The 18,270-nt window shown below is 68.1% G+C and carries 18 protein-coding genes; 2 read left to right on the top strand and 16 right to left on the bottom strand.

Features of this window, described 5'->3' with window-relative positions:
* Positions 1-8: 8 nt before the first annotated feature.
* The 13 genes from hisH to IRZ30_RS02290 form a co-directional block, all read right to left on the bottom strand.
* Positions 9-623 carry an imidazole glycerol phosphate synthase subunit HisH gene (gene hisH / locus IRZ30_RS02350; RefSeq protein WP_294082516.1) on the bottom strand — a complete coding sequence of 205 codons (615 nt, stop codon included), beginning with the start codon at positions 621-623 and terminating at the stop codon, positions 9-11.
* Positions 620-1,585, bottom strand: a complete 966-nt coding sequence (locus IRZ30_RS02345) for a histone deacetylase (RefSeq protein WP_294082514.1) — start codon at positions 1,583-1,585, stop codon at positions 620-622. Before IRZ30_RS02345 ends, hisH begins: the two co-directional genes overlap by 4 nt.
* Before the next feature lie 56 nt (positions 1,586-1,641).
* Complete coding sequence (locus IRZ30_RS02340) at positions 1,642-1,872, bottom strand: Lrp/AsnC ligand binding domain-containing protein (protein WP_294082512.1); 231 nt, start codon at positions 1,870-1,872, stop codon at positions 1,642-1,644.
* Positions 1,873-1,934: 62 nt separating this feature from the next.
* A complete protein-coding gene (locus IRZ30_RS02335; protein ID WP_294082510.1) occupies positions 1,935-2,741 on the bottom strand; it encodes an inositol monophosphatase family protein in 807 nt (268 codons plus the stop codon).
* Between the two features lie 44 nt (positions 2,742-2,785).
* Positions 2,786-3,901, bottom strand: coding sequence for a tRNA (adenosine(37)-N6)-threonylcarbamoyltransferase complex transferase subunit TsaD (gene tsaD / locus IRZ30_RS02330; RefSeq protein ID WP_294082509.1), 1,116 nt, complete (start codon positions 3,899-3,901; stop codon positions 2,786-2,788).
* Positions 3,864-4,553, bottom strand: a complete 690-nt coding sequence (rimI, locus tag IRZ30_RS02325; RefSeq protein WP_294082508.1) for a ribosomal protein S18-alanine N-acetyltransferase — start codon at positions 4,551-4,553, stop codon at positions 3,864-3,866. The genes tsaD and rimI overlap by 38 nt, the downstream gene beginning before the upstream one ends.
* Before the next feature lie 56 nt (positions 4,554-4,609).
* A complete protein-coding gene (gene tsaB / locus IRZ30_RS02320) occupies positions 4,610-5,317 on the bottom strand; it encodes a tRNA (adenosine(37)-N6)-threonylcarbamoyltransferase complex dimerization subunit type 1 TsaB (protein WP_294082506.1) in 708 nt (235 codons plus the stop codon).
* Positions 5,283-5,819: a tRNA (adenosine(37)-N6)-threonylcarbamoyltransferase complex ATPase subunit type 1 TsaE gene (gene tsaE, locus IRZ30_RS02315; RefSeq protein ID WP_294082504.1), complete on the bottom strand. Its 537-nt coding sequence runs from the start codon at positions 5,817-5,819 to the stop codon at positions 5,283-5,285. The genes tsaB and tsaE overlap by 35 nt, the downstream gene beginning before the upstream one ends.
* Before the next feature lie 112 nt (positions 5,820-5,931).
* Positions 5,932-7,563 (bottom strand): HAMP domain-containing sensor histidine kinase, encoded by a 1,632-nt coding sequence (locus tag IRZ30_RS02310; RefSeq protein ID WP_294082502.1) that lies wholly within the window; start codon positions 7,561-7,563, stop codon positions 5,932-5,934.
* Complete coding sequence (locus IRZ30_RS02305; RefSeq protein ID WP_294082499.1) at positions 7,563-8,285, bottom strand: response regulator transcription factor; 723 nt, start codon at positions 8,283-8,285, stop codon at positions 7,563-7,565. Before IRZ30_RS02305 ends, IRZ30_RS02310 begins: the two co-directional genes overlap by 1 nt.
* 142 nt (positions 8,286-8,427) lie before the next feature.
* Positions 8,428-9,312 (bottom strand): ABC transporter permease, encoded by an 885-nt coding sequence (locus tag IRZ30_RS02300; protein WP_294082498.1) that lies wholly within the window; start codon positions 9,310-9,312, stop codon positions 8,428-8,430.
* Complete coding sequence (locus IRZ30_RS02295; protein WP_294082497.1) at positions 9,305-10,279, bottom strand: ABC transporter ATP-binding protein; 975 nt, start codon at positions 10,277-10,279, stop codon at positions 9,305-9,307. Before IRZ30_RS02295 ends, IRZ30_RS02300 begins: the two co-directional genes overlap by 8 nt.
* A gap of 293 nt (positions 10,280-10,572) precedes the next feature.
* Positions 10,573-11,982, bottom strand: coding sequence for an amidase (locus IRZ30_RS02290; RefSeq protein WP_294082496.1), 1,410 nt, complete (start codon positions 11,980-11,982; stop codon positions 10,573-10,575).
* Positions 11,983-12,181: 199 nt separating this feature from the next.
* Between IRZ30_RS02290 and IRZ30_RS02285 the strand changes: the two genes are divergently transcribed.
* Positions 12,182-12,421: a hypothetical protein gene (locus tag IRZ30_RS02285; RefSeq protein WP_294082495.1), complete on the top strand. Its 240-nt coding sequence runs from the start codon at positions 12,182-12,184 to the stop codon at positions 12,419-12,421.
* Between the two features lie 60 nt (positions 12,422-12,481).
* Here IRZ30_RS02285 and thiL read toward each other — a convergent pair whose 3' ends face one another.
* Together thiL and IRZ30_RS02275 are read right to left on the bottom strand one after the other, a co-directional pair.
* Positions 12,482-13,510, bottom strand: a complete 1,029-nt coding sequence (gene thiL, locus IRZ30_RS02280; protein WP_294082493.1) for a thiamine-phosphate kinase — start codon at positions 13,508-13,510, stop codon at positions 12,482-12,484.
* Between the two features lie 2 nt (positions 13,511-13,512).
* Complete coding sequence (locus IRZ30_RS02275; protein WP_294082491.1) at positions 13,513-14,676, bottom strand: glycosyltransferase family 1 protein; 1,164 nt, start codon at positions 14,674-14,676, stop codon at positions 13,513-13,515.
* Positions 14,677-14,889: 213 nt separating this feature from the next.
* Here IRZ30_RS02275 and IRZ30_RS02270 point away from each other — a divergent pair, with 213 nt between their 5' ends.
* Positions 14,890-17,778, top strand: coding sequence for a DEAD/DEAH box helicase (locus tag IRZ30_RS02270; protein WP_294082489.1), 2,889 nt, complete (start codon positions 14,890-14,892; stop codon positions 17,776-17,778).
* A 54-nt stretch (positions 17,779-17,832) separates the two neighbouring features.
* Here IRZ30_RS02270 and IRZ30_RS02265 read toward each other — a convergent pair whose 3' ends face one another.
* The gene (locus IRZ30_RS02265; protein ID WP_294082487.1) at positions 17,833-18,243 is read right to left on the bottom strand and encodes a carboxymuconolactone decarboxylase family protein; all 411 of its coding nucleotides are present in this window, start codon (positions 18,241-18,243) and stop codon (positions 17,833-17,835) included.
* Positions 18,244-18,270: the final 27 nt, after the last annotated feature.

Below are 18,270 nucleotides of genomic sequence, written 5' to 3'. Positions count from 1 at the left end.
GCCACCGTTCACCGACCGGCGCCGGCCATCCGCGTGAAGTTCTGCAGCAGCTTCAGCCCCCACCGGCCGCTCTTTTCGGGGTGGAACTGTGTTCCCATCACGTTTTCGCGTGCGATCGCACTGGTGAAGCGCACGCCGTAGTCCGTGGTCGCTGCGGTCCAGCCCTCCACCGCCGGGTCGACGTAGTAGGAGTGGACGAAGTAGAAATCGGCGCCGTCCGGGATGCCGTCGAAGAGCGGGCTCGATCCCTGGTGAGACACCTGGTTCCAGCCGACGTGTGGGAGCGGCTGACCACCGGGGAGGCGCCGCACCGCCCCCGGGATCACGTCCAGGCACGGATGCTCCCCACCCTCGTAGCTCACGCTGAAGAGCACCTGCATCCCCATGCAGATGCCGAGATACGGGGTGCCCGCGGCAATGGTCTCCCGGAGCACATCGACCAGTCCGTTGGCCGACAGGTGCGCCATCACGTCCGCAGCCGCACCGACGCCCGGCACGATGACACCCGCGGCGGTCCGAATCACGTCCGGGTCGCGCGTGATGCACGCATCCGCCCCGAGGCGGCCCATTGCATTGACGACGCTGGCGATATTGCCAGCGCCGTAGTCGACGACTGCGATCATTCTGCACACTCTTCCGGCGCTGGGAGCGCGTCCAGCGCTCGGATCGTCGCTTCCACGCTCCGGACCAGCGCGCGTTGATTGTAACCGCCCTCCAGCAGCAGGACCAAACGCCCCTCGCTCAATTGATCCGCCCACTCGCGCACCCGCCGCGCCATCTCGTAGAAACCACGCTCCGTCACCTCCATGAGAGCGAGCGGGTCGTCCCGGTGCGCGTCGAAACCGGCCGAGACCAGAATCAGCTCGGGTGCGTACTCGACGAGGCGTGGCCCGATCACCTCGTCGAACACGCGGGTGTAGTCGGCATCGTCCGAGCCGGGGGGCAGGGGGAGGTTGACGGTGTAGCTTTGCCCGAATCCAACTCCCTCTTCGTCTCGGTGCCCGGTGCCCGGGAAAAGCGGCCACTGATGCACCGAGAAGAACAAGACTTCGTCGGTATCGTAGAAGGCCTCCTGCGTCCCGTTCCCATGGTGGACATCCCAGTCGATGATCGCCACGCGGCGCAAACCACGGCGATCGAGCGCGTGGCGAGCCGCCACCGCGATGTTGTTGAAGATGCAGAAGCCCATGCCCTGCCGGCGCAGGGCGTGGTGGCCGGGCGGCCGGGGAAAGACGAACACCCGCGAGGCCGCTCCGTCGAGCACGGCATCCACCGCTTGCTTCGCGGCACCGGCGGCGAGCAGCGCCGTCTCGTAGGTCAGCGGGGAGACGTAGGTGTCGCTGTCGAGGTAGGCCCCGCCGGCGTAGGAGATCTGCTCGATGAACCGGATGTACTCCGGGTCGTGGACCAGCGCGATATCGTCAGGGGTAGCCGGCTCCGGATCGAGCACGGTCCGCGGGTTGATCAGCCCGCGCTCGTGCAGGTGACGCTCGATCGCCACCAGGCGCTGGGCATTTTCCGGATGTGCCCCGGTGTCGTGGAGGCGAAACCGATCCGAAAGGATCAGGGCGGTCGGGATGTCCATGCGCCACAGTATATGCCGCCCGGCAAGGCGACGGCAACGACGCGCGCCGGCCCGCCCTAGCGGATGGCCATCAGTGTGACCGTGCTCATGACCCCGTCGACCTTTTGGATGGGTCCCATGACCAGCCGGCCGATCTCCCGCGCGTCCGATGCCTCCAGGACGGCGACTACATCGTAGGTACCGGCCACGATGTTGACCGCCGTCACGCCCTCGATGCGCGACAGAGCCTCATAGACGTCGTCGCCCTTGCCGATTTCGGTGGTGATAAGGACATACGCCTTGGTCACGACGCACCTCCGGCCACGCCCGGCATCGAACCAGCTCGATGCCACCGCACGAGCGGCGCCCGTCAGTCCGGCAGCGCCGCCATGCCCTGCGCCAACACCCGCAGCATCGCCGCGTGAATCTGTCCGTTCGACGCGACGCAGTTCGGTCCGTCCACACGGAACGGTTCGCCACCGTAGCCCGTGACGGTACCGCCCGCCTCTGTGACCATCAGCGACCCGGCGGCCGAGTCCCAGGGCGCCAGTCCCTCTTCCCAGTAGCCGTCCAGCCGCCCCGCCGCGACGTGGCACAGGTCGATCGCGGCCGCACCGCTGCGGCGCACCCCCTGCGTCGCATGAATGAAGTTCTCCCAGTGCGGAAGATTCCGCCCACGTGTATCAACATCATACAGGAATCCCGTGGCAAGAAGCGACGCGAGCAAGGTGTCGGTTCGAGAGACGCGCAGGCGCCGGCCATTGAGCCAGGAGCCCCGCCCACGCTCAGCAACATACAGCTCGTCGAGCGTTGGAACGTAGACGACCCCGAGGACAACCTCCGCCCCAACCTCAAGGGCGATGGAGACGGCGTACAGCGGATACCCGTGCGCATAGTTCGTCGTGCCATCGAGCGGGTCGATCAACCAGCGCGGCGCATCGTCAGCGCCGCGGAGGGCACCGCTCTCTTCAGCGAGGATGGCGTGGTCGGGAAACCGGTCGCGGATCGTCTCGACAATCAGCCGCTCACTGGCCTTGTCGGCTTCGGTGACCAGGTCGACCGGACCTTTGTGACGAACGTCGTGGATCTGCCCGGCCATGTTCCGCAGCAGCGCACCGGCACGACGGGCCGCGTCCGTGGCTACCGCCCGGGCCGCTTCCAACGTCTTTGTTGTCACCCTGCGCTCCTCATCGCCCGCCCCGCCGTGCGGCGGGACTGCGCTCAGTCGTCCGTGAATGCGGTCGCGGTGACCAGCGGCAACTGCGGGTGGGCATCGAGGTCCAACCCCGCCTGCACCCCGCGCCGCTGCACATAGTAGGCCGCGCCCGCGATCATCGCCGCGTTGTCGGTGCAGAGGATTGGAGGCGGATAGCGGACCGGGATGTCGAGCGCACCGGCAAGCCGGCGCCGCAGGAGGCTGTTGGCGGCCACGCCGCCGGCGATCAACACCGTCGCCGCGCCCGTCTCGCGGGCGGCGCGGATCGTCTTTTCGGCCAGGACGTCGACGATGGCATCCTGATAGTCGGCCGCCAGGTCGTTGACCGGCATGTTGGGCGCGTACTCCGGCGGCTCGTGGGTGAGGAACGGCTGGTCACCCTTCGGCCGGCGCTTGCGCGGGCCGGGTCGCCGGTACTTCTCCACCTCCCGCAGGAGCGCGGTCTTGAGACCGCTGAAGCTGAAGTCGTAGCTGTCGCCGAGCCACGCCCGCGGGAAGTGGAATCGTCCAATACGCCCTTGCTCCGCCGCCCGCTGGATCGCCGGGCCGCCCGGGTAACCCAAACCCAGGATGCGCGCGCCCTTGTCGAACGCCTCGCCGGCGGCGTCGTCGATCGTGCGGCCCAGCAGCTCATACTCCCCGTGTCCACGCATGAAGACGAGCTCCGTGTGCCCGCCCGACACGATCAGGCACACCAGCGGGAAGGCGGGCGGCGGAACCGGATCCTCGCCAGGCAGCGACAACCAGTTGGCGTAGATATGGCCTTCGAGATGATTGACCGGCACCACCGGCAGGCCCCACGTGAGCGCCAGCGTCTTCGCCACGTTGACTCCCACGAGGAGCGCCCCTGCCAGACCCGGGCCTTCGGTCACCGCGATGGCGTCGATGTCGTCCCGCGTCACCCCCGCCTGCTCCAGCGCCAGGTCGATGGCCGGGATGATCGTCGTGATGTGCCGGCGCGATGCCAACTCCGGCACCACCCCGCCGTAGCGCTGGTGCAGGTCGATCTGTGAGTGGATGACGTTGGAGAGCACCTCCCGTCCGCCACGAACGACGGCAGCGGAGGTCTCGTCGCACGAGGTTTCAATACCCAGAATAACGGTGCCCGTGCTCGTCGCCATGCTGACCTGTCACGATCCCTTCTGCCGCAAAGCGCGCGAACAATCGCTCGCGGAGTTCGTCATAGCGCTGCCGTGACGCCTGGTCACGCAGTGACGGTGACCACATGATGTAGGCGTCCTCGCCGTTGTCGCTGTAGTAGCGTTTCCGCAGCCCCTGGCGCGTGAAGCCGTATTTCTCATACAGCGCCTGCGCGGTGTGGTTCGAGACTCGGACTTCAAGCGTCACCCACTCGGCGCTCCGCCGGATCGCCTCGTCGAACAGGCTGACGAGCAGCAACTCACCGAGCCCGCGGCCCCGATGGTCGGGATCCACCCCGATCGTGGTGATGTGCGCCTCATCGTAGAGGATCCACATCCCCGCAAACCCGACGATCGGGTCGGACACCTGCGGCTCCGAACGCCGGATCAAGGGCAGCAGCGCCAGCCGCCCGCGCGGCTCGGGCGCTCCGGAACCCTCCACCTGGTCACCGCGCTGCCAGCGCAACACGATGTAGTAGTTGTTGGCCGGGTTGCGCAACTCACGCCGGTAGGCCGACTCCGGCCACGGGTTGGTGAAGCAGCGCCGCTCGACCCGGGACACCTCGGGCACGTCCTCGACGCGCATCGGCTGCACATAGTACCGGCGAGGCCCAGCGGTCATCTCGTTGTTCACGATGCCTGTCTCTCTCCACCGGTGCCCGGGACACCGTCTCCAGCCCGCCCGCTGCATTACCCCGTGGACGCGCGCGGCTCGGGCGCCGCGGCCGTGCTCGCACTGCCGTGCACGTAGACCGGCTCCAACGTCTCCAGGGGGTCGGTATCCCCTTCAAGCCAGCGTCGGTGCGCAACCTCCGCCAGGTACGCCGGGCGCCGCACCCGCAGAGCCGGCGGCGGCACGATGACGAGCGGGGACTCCTCCAGGCGAGCCGCCAACTCCGCCGGCAACTCTCCCGCAATGATAGTCTTCTCGACCAGCTCGTCCGCCAACTGGTCCATCCGCTCATTGCGCAGGTCGCTCAGCCGCACCCACCGTCCGTTCCGGTACCGGTAGTCAGCGTACACCACCCGTCCCCGACCGGCCGGGACAACCGCGCGGATCGGGTGGCGCGACCGCACATGCGGGTAGGCAATGGTATCCAGTGTGCCGATGCCGATGAGCGGCAAACCCAGCCCGTAGCACAGGCCCTTGGCCACGCTCATCCCCACGCGCAGGCCGTTGAAGGTGCCCGGCCCGATCGCCACGGCCACGGCGCCGACCTCCGTCAGGTCACGTCCGTTGATATCTAGCAGGTGCCGGATCTGGGTGAGGAGGGACGCGGTTTGGTTCCGCCCGGCATTCCAGGTCAGCTCGCTGACCGTCGCGCCGTCGTAGAGCGCCAGCCCCGCGACCTCGGTCGACGTGTCAATGGCCAGAAGCAGCCGGTCCTCGGCGGGCACCAAACACCTCCACGCGAAAGGCCTCCACCAGCGCCTCGTAGCGCTCGCCCCGTGGATAGAGGGCGAGCCGGCGCTTCGCATCGGCAATATATTCGAGGTTTACGAGCAGGTACTCCTCGGGCAGCTCGGCGCTGAGCCGCTCCGGCCACTCCACCACCGTGATCCCCGCCGGGTCCGCGAAGTAGTCCTCGTAGCCGACCGTGACCAGCTCCTCATCTCCCTCCAGGCGGTAGAGGTCGAGGTGGTAGAGCGTCACCGGCCGGCCGTCGGCGGTTCGCCCAGGGTGCTCGTGGACCAGGGTGAAGGTCGGGCTCTGCACGTAGCCGGTCACGCCCAATCCCCGTGCAATGCCCTGCACCAGCGTCGTCTTGCCCGAGCCAATGATGCCGGTGAGCAGGATGACGTCGCCAGGCCGGGCGAGCCGGCCGAGCCGCGAGCCAAGCCACCGCGTCTGTTCCGGGCTGTGACTGATCACGTCGAGCGCTGGGCGCTGGGTCAGCATCGAGGTCGTGTCCTCCGTTATGGTGCGCGCCGCAGCGTGCAGGCCTGCGCCGGAGTCGCTGTGGCGTGGCCCCATCATAGCCAGCGCTCAATGAAACCGGCAAGCGCCGTCGTCAACCGCGCCCCTTGGTCGCCACCGGCAACGTGAAGCGGAACACCGTTCCCTCTCCGGGCACGCTCTCCACGCAGATCGACCCGTCCTGCGCCTCGACCAGTTGCTTGACGATGGCGAGTCCCAGCCCGCTCGACTCGCCGAAACCCGCACCGTCGCCCAATCGGTAATGGCGCTGGAACACGGCCTCCAGCTCCTCCTCCGGGATGCCGCCGCCGGTGTCACGGACCGACACCTCGACCACCCCATCCCGCTGCTCGGCGCCGACGACGATCAGGCCTCCCTCCGGCGTGTGACGCAGCGCGTTGTAGAGGAGATTGCCGAAGATCTGCTGCAGGCGAGTGCGGTCCGCCAGCACCGGCGGCAGGTCCGGCGGCAGCATCGCCTCGACGGCGACCTTCCGCTGGTCCCACGCCATGGGCCGGATGCCCTCGACCGCGGCCCGTGCCACCTCCTCGATCGCCACCGGAGCCGGTTCGATCTGCAGCGCGGCTTCCTCGATTCGGGCCAGCGTGAACAGGTCGTTGATGAGGCGCTCCAGCGTGAGCACTTCCTGATGCATCACCGCGAGCGACCGCGTCTCCTCGTCGTCCAGCTCCCCCAGCGAACCGGAGAGCGGGTCGGCGCCCCGCCTCGCCAGCAGCCGCTCGATGTGGCCCCGCACGATCGCGACCGGCGTTCGCAGGTCGTGCGACACATTGGCTACGAACGCCTTCCGCGCCCGGTCGGTCCGATCCACGCTGGCGATCATCTCGTTGAAGCGCTCGGCCAGCCGCGCGATCTCGTCTTCCCCCTTGACGGCGACACGGCGCCCGAGGTCGCCCTCCGCCATGGCGTCGGCCGCCTCGGCCAGGTGCGACACGCGCTTCGACACGCGCCGGGCCCGGAGGATCCCAACCGGCACCGCCACGACGAGGGCGGGGGCAATGAGGACCGCCAGCGTCGTGACGATGATGTAGACCAGCCCTGCCGCGACCGTCGGCGCCGGCAACGACGTCGGGCCCGACGACGGGTCGAATCGCTCGAGCACGACCAGCCCCTGGAAGACGTCATCCACCGACAGAATGGGGTGGACCACGACCGTCTCGTTCTCATCGCCGTCCGTGACCCAGAGGTTCCCGTGACCCGACGGGGCGCCCGCCAGTTCCAGACCACGTCGCGCGATGCGCACCGTGAGCGGGTTCGGGATTACGTCGACGGTCTGCCCAGGCGGCGCCCAGGTGGGGTCCGAAGTCGCCACGATCCGGCCGCCAGCGTCCGTGATCGCGATCCGGCGCTCACCGCGCTTGGGGCTGCCGACGTCGTATTGGCCGGCTACGAGCGCGAGCCGCTGCTGGACGGAATTCAAGCGTTCGGTGTCGCCGAGCGCCGCAGCGCTGACCGCGTCGGGACCCGCCGTCTGAGCCACCATCACGGTGGTGTTGATCGCGAACGAGTCGATGCCGGTGCTCAGGGGGAGCCAGCCGGCGTTGTAGGCACCGAGGAAGACCCCGGCCACGGCAAGCTCGATCACCAACGCCGTCAGCAACACCACCAGGACGTGCGAGACGATGAGCTGGACGCTCAGCCGCCGGCGATAGGCTCGGAAGAACCACCGCACCGCCCGCCACGGCGCGGTGAACACCCGCCGCATCACGCCCCTCCGTCACGCGGTCGTTCGTACTTGTATCCGATGCCCCACAAGGTCACGATCCTCTCCGCCGGGCTGCCCGGTCCACCCAGCTTCTTGCGCAGCCGGAGGATGTGCGTGTCCACCGTTCGATCCACGCCGACGTAGTCCTCGCCCCACACCCGGTGCAGGAGATAATCCCGGCTGAAGACCCGCCCGGGGTTAGCCGCCAGAAGGTGCAGCAGGTCGAACTCCTTGGCGGTCAGGTGCACCGGTTGCCCGCGCGAGGTCACTTCCCGCGACAGCGGATCGATCGTCAGGTCGCCGTGGTCGATCGGTGTCGTATCGTCTTCGGTGCGCGAGCGCGCCCGCATCATCTCCACCCGCCGCAAGATCGCCGAGACCCGCGCCTGGAGTTCTCGCAGCGAGAAGGGCTTGGTCAGATAGTCGTCCGCGCCCAGCTCCAGCCCGAGCACGCGATCCAGCTCCGTCGACCGGGCCGTGAGCATCAGGATCGGCGTGATCTTGGATTGCCGCACGCGGCGACAAATCTCCAGCCCGTCAACGTTAGGGAGCATCAGATCGAGCACGATCAGGTCCGGCTCCGGCTGGCCCGGACCGGTCAGCCGCTCGAGCGCCGCAGCCCCGTCGCGGATGACCTCGACCCGGTGTCCCTCCTCGCGCAGCGCCTGTTCAACCAGGGTCGCCAACTCCCGCTCGTCCTCGACGACGACAATATCCGCCACGTCCCCTCAGAACCTCGCATCTCACAACCGTGCAACGCGCAAACAACGCATCCGAGCCAGTATACCAACGCCCCTCCCGCCCCGAGGCGATGAGACGGGCCGGCGTCGTCGCGTGCCGGCCCGCCCGCGCGAACGCGCGTCCCTAGTCACCGGAGGGGACATCACGCCGCCAGAACACGAGTGCCGCAACACCGAGGAGCAACACGCTGTAGCCGACGAGCGTCGCGATGGCCCGCTCGGGGCTGAGCAAGCCTTCCGCCGGCGCGGGATCAAATCCGGCCCGCATCGCTAGCGCCTGGAAGCTCGTGTTCGGAAAGAAGTCGACCATCAGCTCGCCCAATCGGCCGAAGACCGCCGGGGCGATCACCGCAGCGATCTGCTGCGCGATCGGCAAACCGATTCCGACCGCGATTCCGGCCGCCATGGAGCGTCCGAGCATAGCCACACCAAACGCCACGATGACGAGGAAGAAGAGCAGCCCGGCGGTCGTCGCGTAAAGTTGCACGGCATCCGCCACCCAGGCACCGTCGATGACGCTCAGATCCTGCTCTTGGCCGCTGAGCCACCCACTGCACGCGGCTTCCACGGAAATGAGCACCGCCATCATCAGGACGAAGAGCAGGTCGACCACCAGGAGCGCCAGCAACTTCGCCGTGAACAGAGTGCTGCGTCCGACGCCCGTCGCCAGGAGAAGGCGCATCGTGCCCCAGCCGTACTCGGACCCGGCAATGGCTGCTCCGATCACCGGGAGGGTCATGTTCCCCATGAGCTGAATCAGTTGGAAGCTGTCCTCAACGATGTTGGGGAAGACGAACGCCTCACGCGAGCCGTCGGTCCCGGCGACGAGCACGAGCACCATAAAGCCTACCGCCGCCAGGATCCCGAGACCGAACGTTACCTTGGTCATGGGACGCTTCCGGAGCTTCCCTAGCTCCATCCGCGTCAGTGCGGCGACGCCCGGCCGGGCTCGCATCGCGTCGCTTGCGCTCAGCGTCGCCGCGGTCAGGGTATTGGTTCCACTAGTCACGCCGCACCTCGCTCCCCAGTTCTCCTGTAATCTCCAGGAACGCTTCCTCGAGGGTATTTCCGACCGGCCGGACCTCCTCAACCGCGACACCGGCCTGCACCAACGCGGCCGTCAACGCGGCCCGCTCGCCATCCGTCGCCTGCACGATCAGCGCACTATCCCGCTCCTCCACCTGTTGCACCATGGGGAGGCTCCGCAGGATCTCCGTTGCCCGCAGCATGTCGTCCACCCGCACCAGCGTCTGCTGGCCCCGTGCGGTCAACTCGGCCACCGAGCCTTCCAGCACCACCTCGCCGCGGCGGAGAATCGCCACGCGGTCGCACACCTGCTCGACTTCGTTCAGCAGGTGGGACGACAGGAAGATCGTCTTCCCCGCCTCGGAGAGCCGGAGAATGAGGTGACGCACCTCCATCATCCCGGCCGGATCGAGGCCGTTGGTCGGCTCGTCGAGGATGATCAGCTCCGGATCGTGAATCAGCGTCCAGGCGATCCCGAGCCGCTGCTTCATGCCCAGGGAATACTTCCCGAACGGCTTCTTGCCCGCCTCCGCCAGGCCGACGAGCTCCAGCACCTCATGGATCCGCCTCGACGGGATCCCGCCCCGCAGCGCAGCCAGCACCGACAGGTTGTCGAACCCGGACAGGTACGGATAGAAGGTCGGCCGCTCGATGATCGCCCCGACGCGCGACAGCGCCTCGCCGCGTCGCTCCGGCCCGAGACCGAACAGTTCGATCCTGCCCTCGGTCGGCTCGACCAGCCCCAAGATCATCGCGATCGTGGTCGACTTCCCCGAGCCGTTCGGTCCCAGGAAGCCGTAGACCTCTCCGGCATGAACCGTGAAGCTCACGCCGCGCACTGCGTCGTGATTCCCGTAGCGCTTGCGGAGGCCAACAGCGCGCAGCACCGGGGGGCGCTCGGCAACGGTTGCCGGGCTGTGCGTGCGGGTCGGCGCAACTGCTTGCACCATAGATGAACCTCCCCGATAGACCGTCGTAACGTGCGGGCCGGAGCACCCCTGACTCCAGCCACCATCACGAGGGTACGGGGAGGCCGCTACGAAGCTTTGACGGGAATGTCACGGAAATGTGAACGGTGCAACCGTCCTCACCGGACCCGCCGACACGGGACCACTCTGCGCGAGACGGACATTCCGCTCAGCAGGAACACGGGGCATGACGGGGATGGGTCAAGACGCGAGCCCTGGTCGTCGTCGCGAGGGACGGCGACGACCAGGGTTGCTCTTGATCGACAAGCTAGGTCTCAGTCCACCGGCGGGCGCCGGTCCGCCCACGGGCGCGCCTCCTCGAACGCCGCGGCCGCGCGCAGCACGGTCGCATCGTCGCGCAGGCGACCGACGATCTGGAGCCCGACCGGAAGCCCCGCGTCGGTAAACCCGGCGGGCACCGTCGCCGCGGGCTGACCCGTGAGATTGAAGGGGTAGGTGAACGGCGTCCAGCTCAAACGAGTCACCGGCTGGCCGGCGATCTCGCCCGGATGATCGTCTCCGGCCCGGAACGCGGCGAGCGGCATGGTCGGCGTCAGGAGCAGGTCGTAGCGCTCCATGAATTGCCGCACCTGATCCGCGAACTGGCTACGCCGCTGCATCGCCGCGGCAAGATCGACCCCGCTGATCTGGCGCCCATCTTCGATCACCCGTACCAGACCGGGGTCTAGCTGGTCGCGCACCTGCTCGAAGTTGTCACGGAAGACGCCCGCCATGGCTGTGCTCCAGATCGCGTCGAGAATCTGGAATGGATCCTCCCAGCCGGGTGTGACTTCCTCCACCTCGCAGCCGAGGTCCGCGAAGGCAGCCGCCGCGCGGGCAGCGATATCGCCGACCTCTGGGTCGACTACCGCGTACCCGAGATCCCGGCTCCAGGCGACGCGCAGGCCGGCCACACCTCCGTCGCAGGCCGCGACGAAGCTGGGCGTGGTGGGATCGAGCGACAGCCGGTCACGCGGATCGAAGCCCGCCATCACGTCGAGCATCAACGCGGCGTCGCGCACGGTGCGCGTCATCGGTCCGACGTGCGACAGCGACTCGACCGCGCTGGGCGGGTAGGAGGGAACCAGCCCAAACGATGGCTTGAAGCCGAAGATGCCGCAGAACGCCGAGGGGATGCGGATCGACCCGGCGCCGTCGCTGCCCTGCGCCAGCGGACCCATCCCTGCCGCGACGGCCGCCCCGGCACCGCCGCTCGAGCCTCCCGCCGTCCGGCCGTGCTGCCACGGGTTATGCGTCGGGCCGACGACCCGGTTCCCCGAGTCTCCCTTCCATCCCAGCTCCGGCGTGTTGGTCTTGCCAAGCATCACGCACCCGGCTGCGTAGAGCCGCTCGACGAAGGGGGCATCGAAGTCGGGCACCCAGTCTTTCCAGATCAGGGACCCGCGCGTGGTCCGGATCCCACGGGTGACGGAAAGGTCCTTGATCGACACCGGCACGCCGAGGAGCGGCCGGTCGGCCCGCCCGGCGGCGTAGTCTCGCTCGGCCGACAGTGCCTGATCCATCGCCAGATCGGCCGTGACGGTTATGAACGCGTTGAGCGTCGGGTTGAGTCGTTCGATGCGCTCCAGCACCGCTCGGGTGACCTCGACCGGTGACAGCGTCCGCTCCGCATACAGCCGTCGCAGTTCCGTGGCCGGCAGGTAACACAGGTCGATCGCATCCACCGTCGCACATCCCTTCCACGCGCCACCGCGCGCCGACTGGCTTGTTCTTCTGTGATCTTGGAGGCATGGTAGCACACCCGGGCGCGCTCCCCGCTGACGCTCTCGAACGCCGAACACGGAATTCGACGAATCTGTGCTACGATCGGCATCATGCGTTGAAGCTGCGTGAAGTCATCCCCACTGTGGAGGGAGGCAGCGGGTGTCCGATGAGTTGATCGCCGGGGTCCTCTGGACCATCCTGGGAGTATCGATCTTGCTTGCCCTCGTCGCGGCGGCCCAGCGCTCCTGGCCGATGATGCTGATCGCCGGCATGCTGGCGTTCGTCTTCGCGATCCCGGCGCTCCCCAGCATCGGCCTGTTTATCCTCGTGATCGCGGTGGCAGAGATCGTCGTGGCGCTCGTCATGCGCCGCCGGGAAGACGAATCCACTACCCCGTAGTAACAGGCGACAGCATCGTCGTTCCGGTGCGGTGCCGGCCGATCAGACGGCCGACATCCGCTATCCCCAGTGGGTGTACGCCCCGGTTTCAACCTCGGTGAGCTTGCCGCTCGCCTCGCGGATCTTTACCTCGGGGCCCTTCGCCCCGGCCTTGACGATCTCGCCGATGCGCCACGGTCCGTGCAGCCCGGCGAGGCGGAACGCCCGGCAAACGCGCGCAAACACGGCCGGCGGCGCAGTGAAGAGCAGCTCGTAGTCCTCTCCGCCGCGCAGGGCCAGGTCGAACCAATCCTCGAAGTTCCACTTGATCGAGTTCGGGATGGGCACGCGCGCGATGTCGATCACGGCCGAGACGCCGCTCGCCTGGCACATCTTCGGCAGGTCGCCCAGCAGCCCGTCGCTGAGGTCCATCGCGGCGCGCACACCGGCGCGGGTCAGAAGGCGCCCTTCACGCACGCGCGGGCGGGGACGGCTGTACGCCTCACGCATGGCCGGACTACCGTCGAGCGTGAGGAGTTGCTGCTGGAACACCCGCAGCCCGGCCGCGGCCATTCCCAGCGGGCCGGTCACGCCAATCACGTCTCCGGGCTTCGCCGCGGCGCGTGTCATGACCGCGCGACGGCCCGCCAAGGTCTCCCCGACGACGGTGACGGACACGACCACGCCGTTGGGTGACGCGCTCAAGTCACCGCCCGCTACCACGACGCCGTAACGCCGTCCGAGCGCGTTCATGCCCCGGAACAGGTCCGTCACCTCGCGGTCGCGCTCCGAACCGGTCAGGGCGAGCGAGACGAGCGCCAGCCGCGGCTGAGCACCCATGGCCGCCACATCACTCAGGTTGACCGCCAGCGCCTTGTGCCCAAGCGCCTGCCAGTCCATCCAGTCGAGGCGGAAGTGAACGTTCTGCACCAGCACGTCGGTGGTGAAGACGAGGTCGCGGCCCGGCCGTGGGCGCCAGACGGCGGCGTCGTCACCGATGCCTAGCCGGAGCCGCCGCGGCAGCGCGGCGCCTACGACACCGTCGATCATGTCGATGAGGGGAAACTCGCCGACCTCCTTGACCGGCCGGCCGCCGGACGGCACGCGCATCCCTACTCCTCGCTCCTCTCCTCCACCCGACCAGCGTCGCACGCGGCGCGGTACACTGCCGCGGTCTCCCGCGCCGTCCGCTCCCAGGAAAACGCCCGCGCCCGCGCCAGTCCGCGCTCCCGCAGGTCGGCCCGCAGCGCCGGGTCGCCCATGAGCCGCGCGATGGCCGCCGCCATCGCATCGACATCGCGCGGATTCACCAGAAGGGCCGCGTCCCCCGCCACTTCGGGGAGCGACGACGTGTCCGACGTGATCACCGGTGTGCCGCAGGCCATGGCCTCCAGCACCGGCAGTCCGAAGCCCTCATACAGCGAAGGGTAAACGAAGACCGTGGCGGCGCTGTACCAGAGCGCCAGATCCTCCGGATCGGCGTATCCGGCAAAGATCACGCGATCTTCGACGCCCAGCGCCCGGACCTCGTTGAACACCGGCTCGTACATCCAGCCCTTGCCGCCGGCCACCACCAGCGGCGCGTCGACCCGCGCGCCCATCCGCGCGTAGGCACGCAGCAGGCCCACCAGATTCTTGCGCGGCTGGAGTGTGCCCACAAACAGGATGAAGTCGTCGGGCAGGCCATGTTCCTTGCGGAAGGCGGCCAGCCGCTCCCGGTCGGTCACCGGCGCGAGCGACGGGTCGACGCCGTTGGGAACCGTCACGACCCGCTCCGGATCCACGCGGTAGAAGCGCAGCACATCGCGGCGGGTGCTCTCAGAGACGGTGATGACCCGCGCTGCTCGCCGCACCGACAGGCCGGTGAGCAGGTCAAGGTACCGTTGCTTGGCCCGCGGGTACTGCTCCGGGTAGATGCGGAATGCCAGGTCGTGCACCGTCACCACGCCCGGCAGACCGTCCAGCAACGGCATCACGTTCACCGGCCCGTGCACCAGATCGACACCCGCACGCCGCAGCGCCACCGGCCCGGCCACCTGCTCCCAGAGGATACGCACCTCCGGCCGCCCGGTCGGGACACGGCTCCGTCTCCACTGTAAGGACGTGGGAAAGTCCGCGCCGCATTCTCCCGCCTGCGGCCCGGTGAACACCACCGCCTCGATGTCCGGCGCGGCGGCCGGAAGCGCTCGCAGCAGGAACTCGATGTAGCGGCTCACGCCCGCCTGCCGGTAACCCGGGGCGAACGAGAGGAGGTGTCCAAGGACTCCAACCCGCACTCCGCGCCTCCACGGTGGCGGTCCCCGCCACTCTGCTCGGTCCCCCGTGGTCGTCTCGCCCGACCGCCCGGCGCGCGGCAATCGTAGCACAGGGCCGGGTCCCACGCGGCTTTCCCCGGCTGGGACGGGCAGGCCGGGTGTTATAATCACCCGGTGGCCGCGTCTCGGAGAGGCGCTGTCAGCACGCGGGAAAGGACCGAGGACAGGACCTGCATGCATCAAACCAGCGACGTCGACGCCATCATCGAGCAGTTCTCCGTCTTCTACCCGTTTACGCTCGACCCCTTCCAGCGCGAGGCCATCGAGACCTTCCTGGCCGGCGACTCCGTGATGGTCGCCGCCCCGACCGGCACCGGCAAGACGGTCGTGGCGGAGTTCGGTGTCTACGAGGCGTTCCGCCGCGGCGGCCGGGTGATGTACACCACGCCCATCAAGGCGCTCAGCAACCAGAAGTTCCGCGACCTCCGGGTGATCTACGGCGACAACGTCGGGCTGCTCACCGGCGACATCACCGAGAACGCCGACGCGCCGATCGTTGTGATGACGACCGAGGTCCTGCGCAACATGCTGCTGCAGACCCCGTGGGAGCTCGACGCGGTCGACTGCATCATCTTCGACGAGGTCCACTACATCGCCGACCCGGAACGGGGCACCACCTGGGAAGAGGCGATCATCCTCTGCCCGGAGCACATTCAGCTCATCTGCCTCTCCGCCACCGTCTCCAACGCCGACGAGATCGCCCAGTGGATCAGCCGCACCCACCGCCCGATCCACCTGGTGACCCACTACGAGCGCGCGGTGCCGCTCTCGCTCTACTACTTCCTCGACAAGAAGTTGCATCTGGTCATCGACGAGCACGGGCGTCAGGTGGCGGACTTCCCCAACACCGGCGGCGAGGTGCGGCGGCAGATGATGCGCGGGGGGCTCTCCTCTGAGCAGCGGCGTCAGGCCGAACAAGCCGAACCGCCGCCCTGGGAGATCATCCGGGCGCTCCAGGCCGAGGACATGCTTCCGGCGATCTACTTCCTCTTCAGCCGGCGTGACTGCGAGGACTATGCCCAGCGCTTCGCCTTGATGCGCCCGAACCTCGTCAAGGACGACAAGATCCGGCAGGAGATCAACACGGTCGTCGAGAACTATCTCAGCCAGATGCGCCTGGAGGACCGCGAGCTGGCGCAGGTCCAGCAAATCGCATCGCTGGCGCAGCTCGGGATCGGCTTTCACCACGCCGGGCTCTTGCCGATCCTGAAGCAGCTCGTCGAGGTGCTCTTCAGCCGGGGATTGATGCAGGTCGTCTTCGCCACGGACACCCTGGCCCTCGGCGTCAACATGCCGGCCCGCAGCGTGGTCATCGGCCGGATGACCAAGTGGGACGGCCGTCGTCGCCGCCCGCTCACCCCGAACGAGTTCCAGCAGATGGCGGGGCGCGCAGGTCGCCGTGGCATGGACGAGCGCGGCTCGGTCGTCGTTCCCTACAGTCCCTGGATGAGCTTCCGCGAGATGCTGGAGATCGCCACCGGCGAGCTCGAGCCGGTGCGGAGCGCGTTCGCCATCCGCTACAACACGGTCCTCAACCTGTGGGACCCGCCCCACGGCAGCCGCGTGCGGCACATGCTCCAGCAGAGCCTCTCGCAGTTCCAGACGGCGCGGCGGGTACGCGAGATCGAAGACCTCATCATCGACGTGGGCCGCGAGATCGAGGCAGTGCCCCAGGGCTGCCTCATCGGCCTCGACGGCGGGGACGAGCTCCTCGACGAATACCGCGGTCTCAACGCCACGATAAACGCCCTTCGTGGGCGCGAGCGGCGCCTCCAGCGCGATATGCACGCGCTGCGGCTCAACCTGGATCAGCGCCCCTGGCCCGAGCCGGGGCGGCAGGCCCTGCGCCGCGCTTTCCGTGAACTGCCGGCCGGGGTCGTCGTTCACCTCCGCCGAGGCGGCTGGGCCGTCTACCTCGGCCGCGCCGCGAGCGGCGGCGTGGGTCTCTTCCTCACCGGCCACGAGGTGGTACTCCTCGCCGAGTACCGCCAGATCGACTACCTCGCGGCGGGAGAGCCGGCTGTCGAGGTGCCCTCCCAGTTGACTGAGCTCGAAGAGCCGGTTGAGGATGTTCGGCCGCTGATCGGTCAGGCGGCCCTCGACGAGATCTGGCGCCAGGTCAGAGACCTCGATCTTCCCGACCTGGACGCGCTGCTCGCCGAGCATCGCGCCCAGCAGGAGGCACGGCTCGCTTCCGAGCGCAACCGCCTGGAGCAGGAGCTACGCGCCCACCGCGAACAGCTCCAGGCGATCAACACCGAGCGCCGCAACCATCCGTGCCACACCTGCCCGCGCCGCAAGGAGCACCAGAACAACCTCAAGCGCGTGGCGCACCTCGAACGTGAACGCGCAGCGCTTCAGGCCGATCTCGGTCGCGAGTTGACCAACGAGGAAGAGCGGGTTCGCCGGCTCATCCGCGGCATCCGCGACGTGCTCCACCGGTTCGGCTACCTCTACCGCGGCTACCCGACAGCCAAGGCCGACACGCTCGCGAACGTCTTCGACACCAACGGCCTGGTCATTTGCGAGATGATCGACCGCGGCTTCCTCGACAAGCTCAACCCGGCCGACGTCGCCGAGGTCTTCTCCTGGTTCGCCTACGACCGCGATTTCCGCTTCGCCAATACCTACTCGCTGCCGAACCGCCTGGTCCTGCTCCGGCGCCGCCTGGACGACCTCGAGCGCGAGATCCTGATGGCCGAGCGCCAGAACAACCTCTTCATCACGACCGGTCACAACGACGGCTTTTACGGAGCGGTTCGCGCCTGGTGCCATGGCGCCACGGTCTCGCGCATCCTGGAGCAGATCGAGCTCAGCGAGGGCGACCTCGTGCTCACCTTCAACAAGACGCTCGACCTGATGCGACAGGTCCGGGAGATGCTCGCCCACGCCATGCCCGAGCACCCGCTGCGCGACGTGCTGCAGCGAGCCGAGGCGCTGGTCAAGCGCGACATCGTCGAGCAGTCGCTTGCGATCGGCTTCCTGCCGCTTTCGCAGTCGATGTCCGGATCGGTCGACGACGACATCGCCGCCGACGAGACCGTGATCGACCCAGGCGACTGACCCCGACGCCGGTGACACCGCTGCATGCACGCGGGCGATGACGAATCCGGTTCCCTACCCCAGTGCCGCCAGCACCTCCGGGTCCACGTCATCATCCATCGCCAACCCGTTGATCACAGCGCTGATGCCCGTGAAATACTGGAGCACCGACAGCCCCTCGATGATCTGCGCGTCGGTCACCCCGAGCTTCTTCAACCGTGCGGTGTGCACCTTCACCCCGAAGACGTTGTTCGCGAGCGTGACCGTGGCCCAGGCCAGCCACTCCTTCAGGACCGGATCCAACTCCCCCTCGTCCATGATTCGCGCCCGGTTGACCACTGCCGCCGCCAGCAAACGGGGATTGTTCGCCAGCACCCGGTAGACCGCCGGCACCCGCCCGGCCCCGAAGCCCGCCTTGATCAGCTCGTACGCCGCCCGCACCTCCTCCGGGGCATTCTCCTCCGGCACCATCTTCAGCGTCGCCATACCAGTCTATTAAAAACAACTACGAGC

Origin of the sequence: Sphaerobacter sp. (assembly GCF_019683595.1) — a bacterium.
Lineage (GTDB): Bacteria > Chloroflexota > Chloroflexia > Thermomicrobiales > Thermomicrobiaceae > Sphaerobacter.
This window is presented reverse-complemented; position numbering and strand designations above follow the sequence as displayed.

What these genes read in the sequence shown, in the direction of transcription:
- hisH (WP_294082516.1), bottom strand. Translation starts at nt 623, where the DNA reads ATGATCGCAGTCGTCGACTACGGCGCTGGCAATATCGCCAGCGTCGTC.
- IRZ30_RS02345 (WP_294082514.1), bottom strand. Translation starts at nt 1,585, where the DNA reads ATGGACATCCCGACCGCCCTGATCCTTTCGGATCGGTTTCGCCTCCAC.
- tsaD (WP_294082509.1), bottom strand. Translation starts at nt 3,901, where the DNA reads ATGGCGACGAGCACGGGCACCGTTATTCTGGGTATTGAAACCTCGTGC.
- tsaE (WP_294082504.1), bottom strand. Translation starts at nt 5,819, where the DNA reads ATGCTGACCCAGCGCCCAGCGCTCGACGTGATCAGTCACAGCCCGGAA.
- IRZ30_RS02310 (WP_294082502.1), bottom strand. Translation starts at nt 7,563, where the DNA reads ATGCGGCGGGTGTTCACCGCGCCGTGGCGGGCGGTGCGGTGGTTCTTC.
- IRZ30_RS02295 (WP_294082497.1), bottom strand. Translation starts at nt 10,279, where the DNA reads ATGGTGCAAGCAGTTGCGCCGACCCGCACGCACAGCCCGGCAACCGTT.
- thiL (WP_294082493.1), bottom strand. Translation starts at nt 13,510, where the DNA reads ATGCGCGTGCCGTCCGGCGGCCGGCCGGTCAAGGAGGTCGGCGAGTTT.
- IRZ30_RS02270 (WP_294082489.1), top strand. Translation starts at nt 14,890, where the DNA reads ATGCATCAAACCAGCGACGTCGACGCCATCATCGAGCAGTTCTCCGTC.
- IRZ30_RS02265 (WP_294082487.1), bottom strand. Translation starts at nt 18,243, where the DNA reads ATGGCGACGCTGAAGATGGTGCCGGAGGAGAATGCCCCGGAGGAGGTG.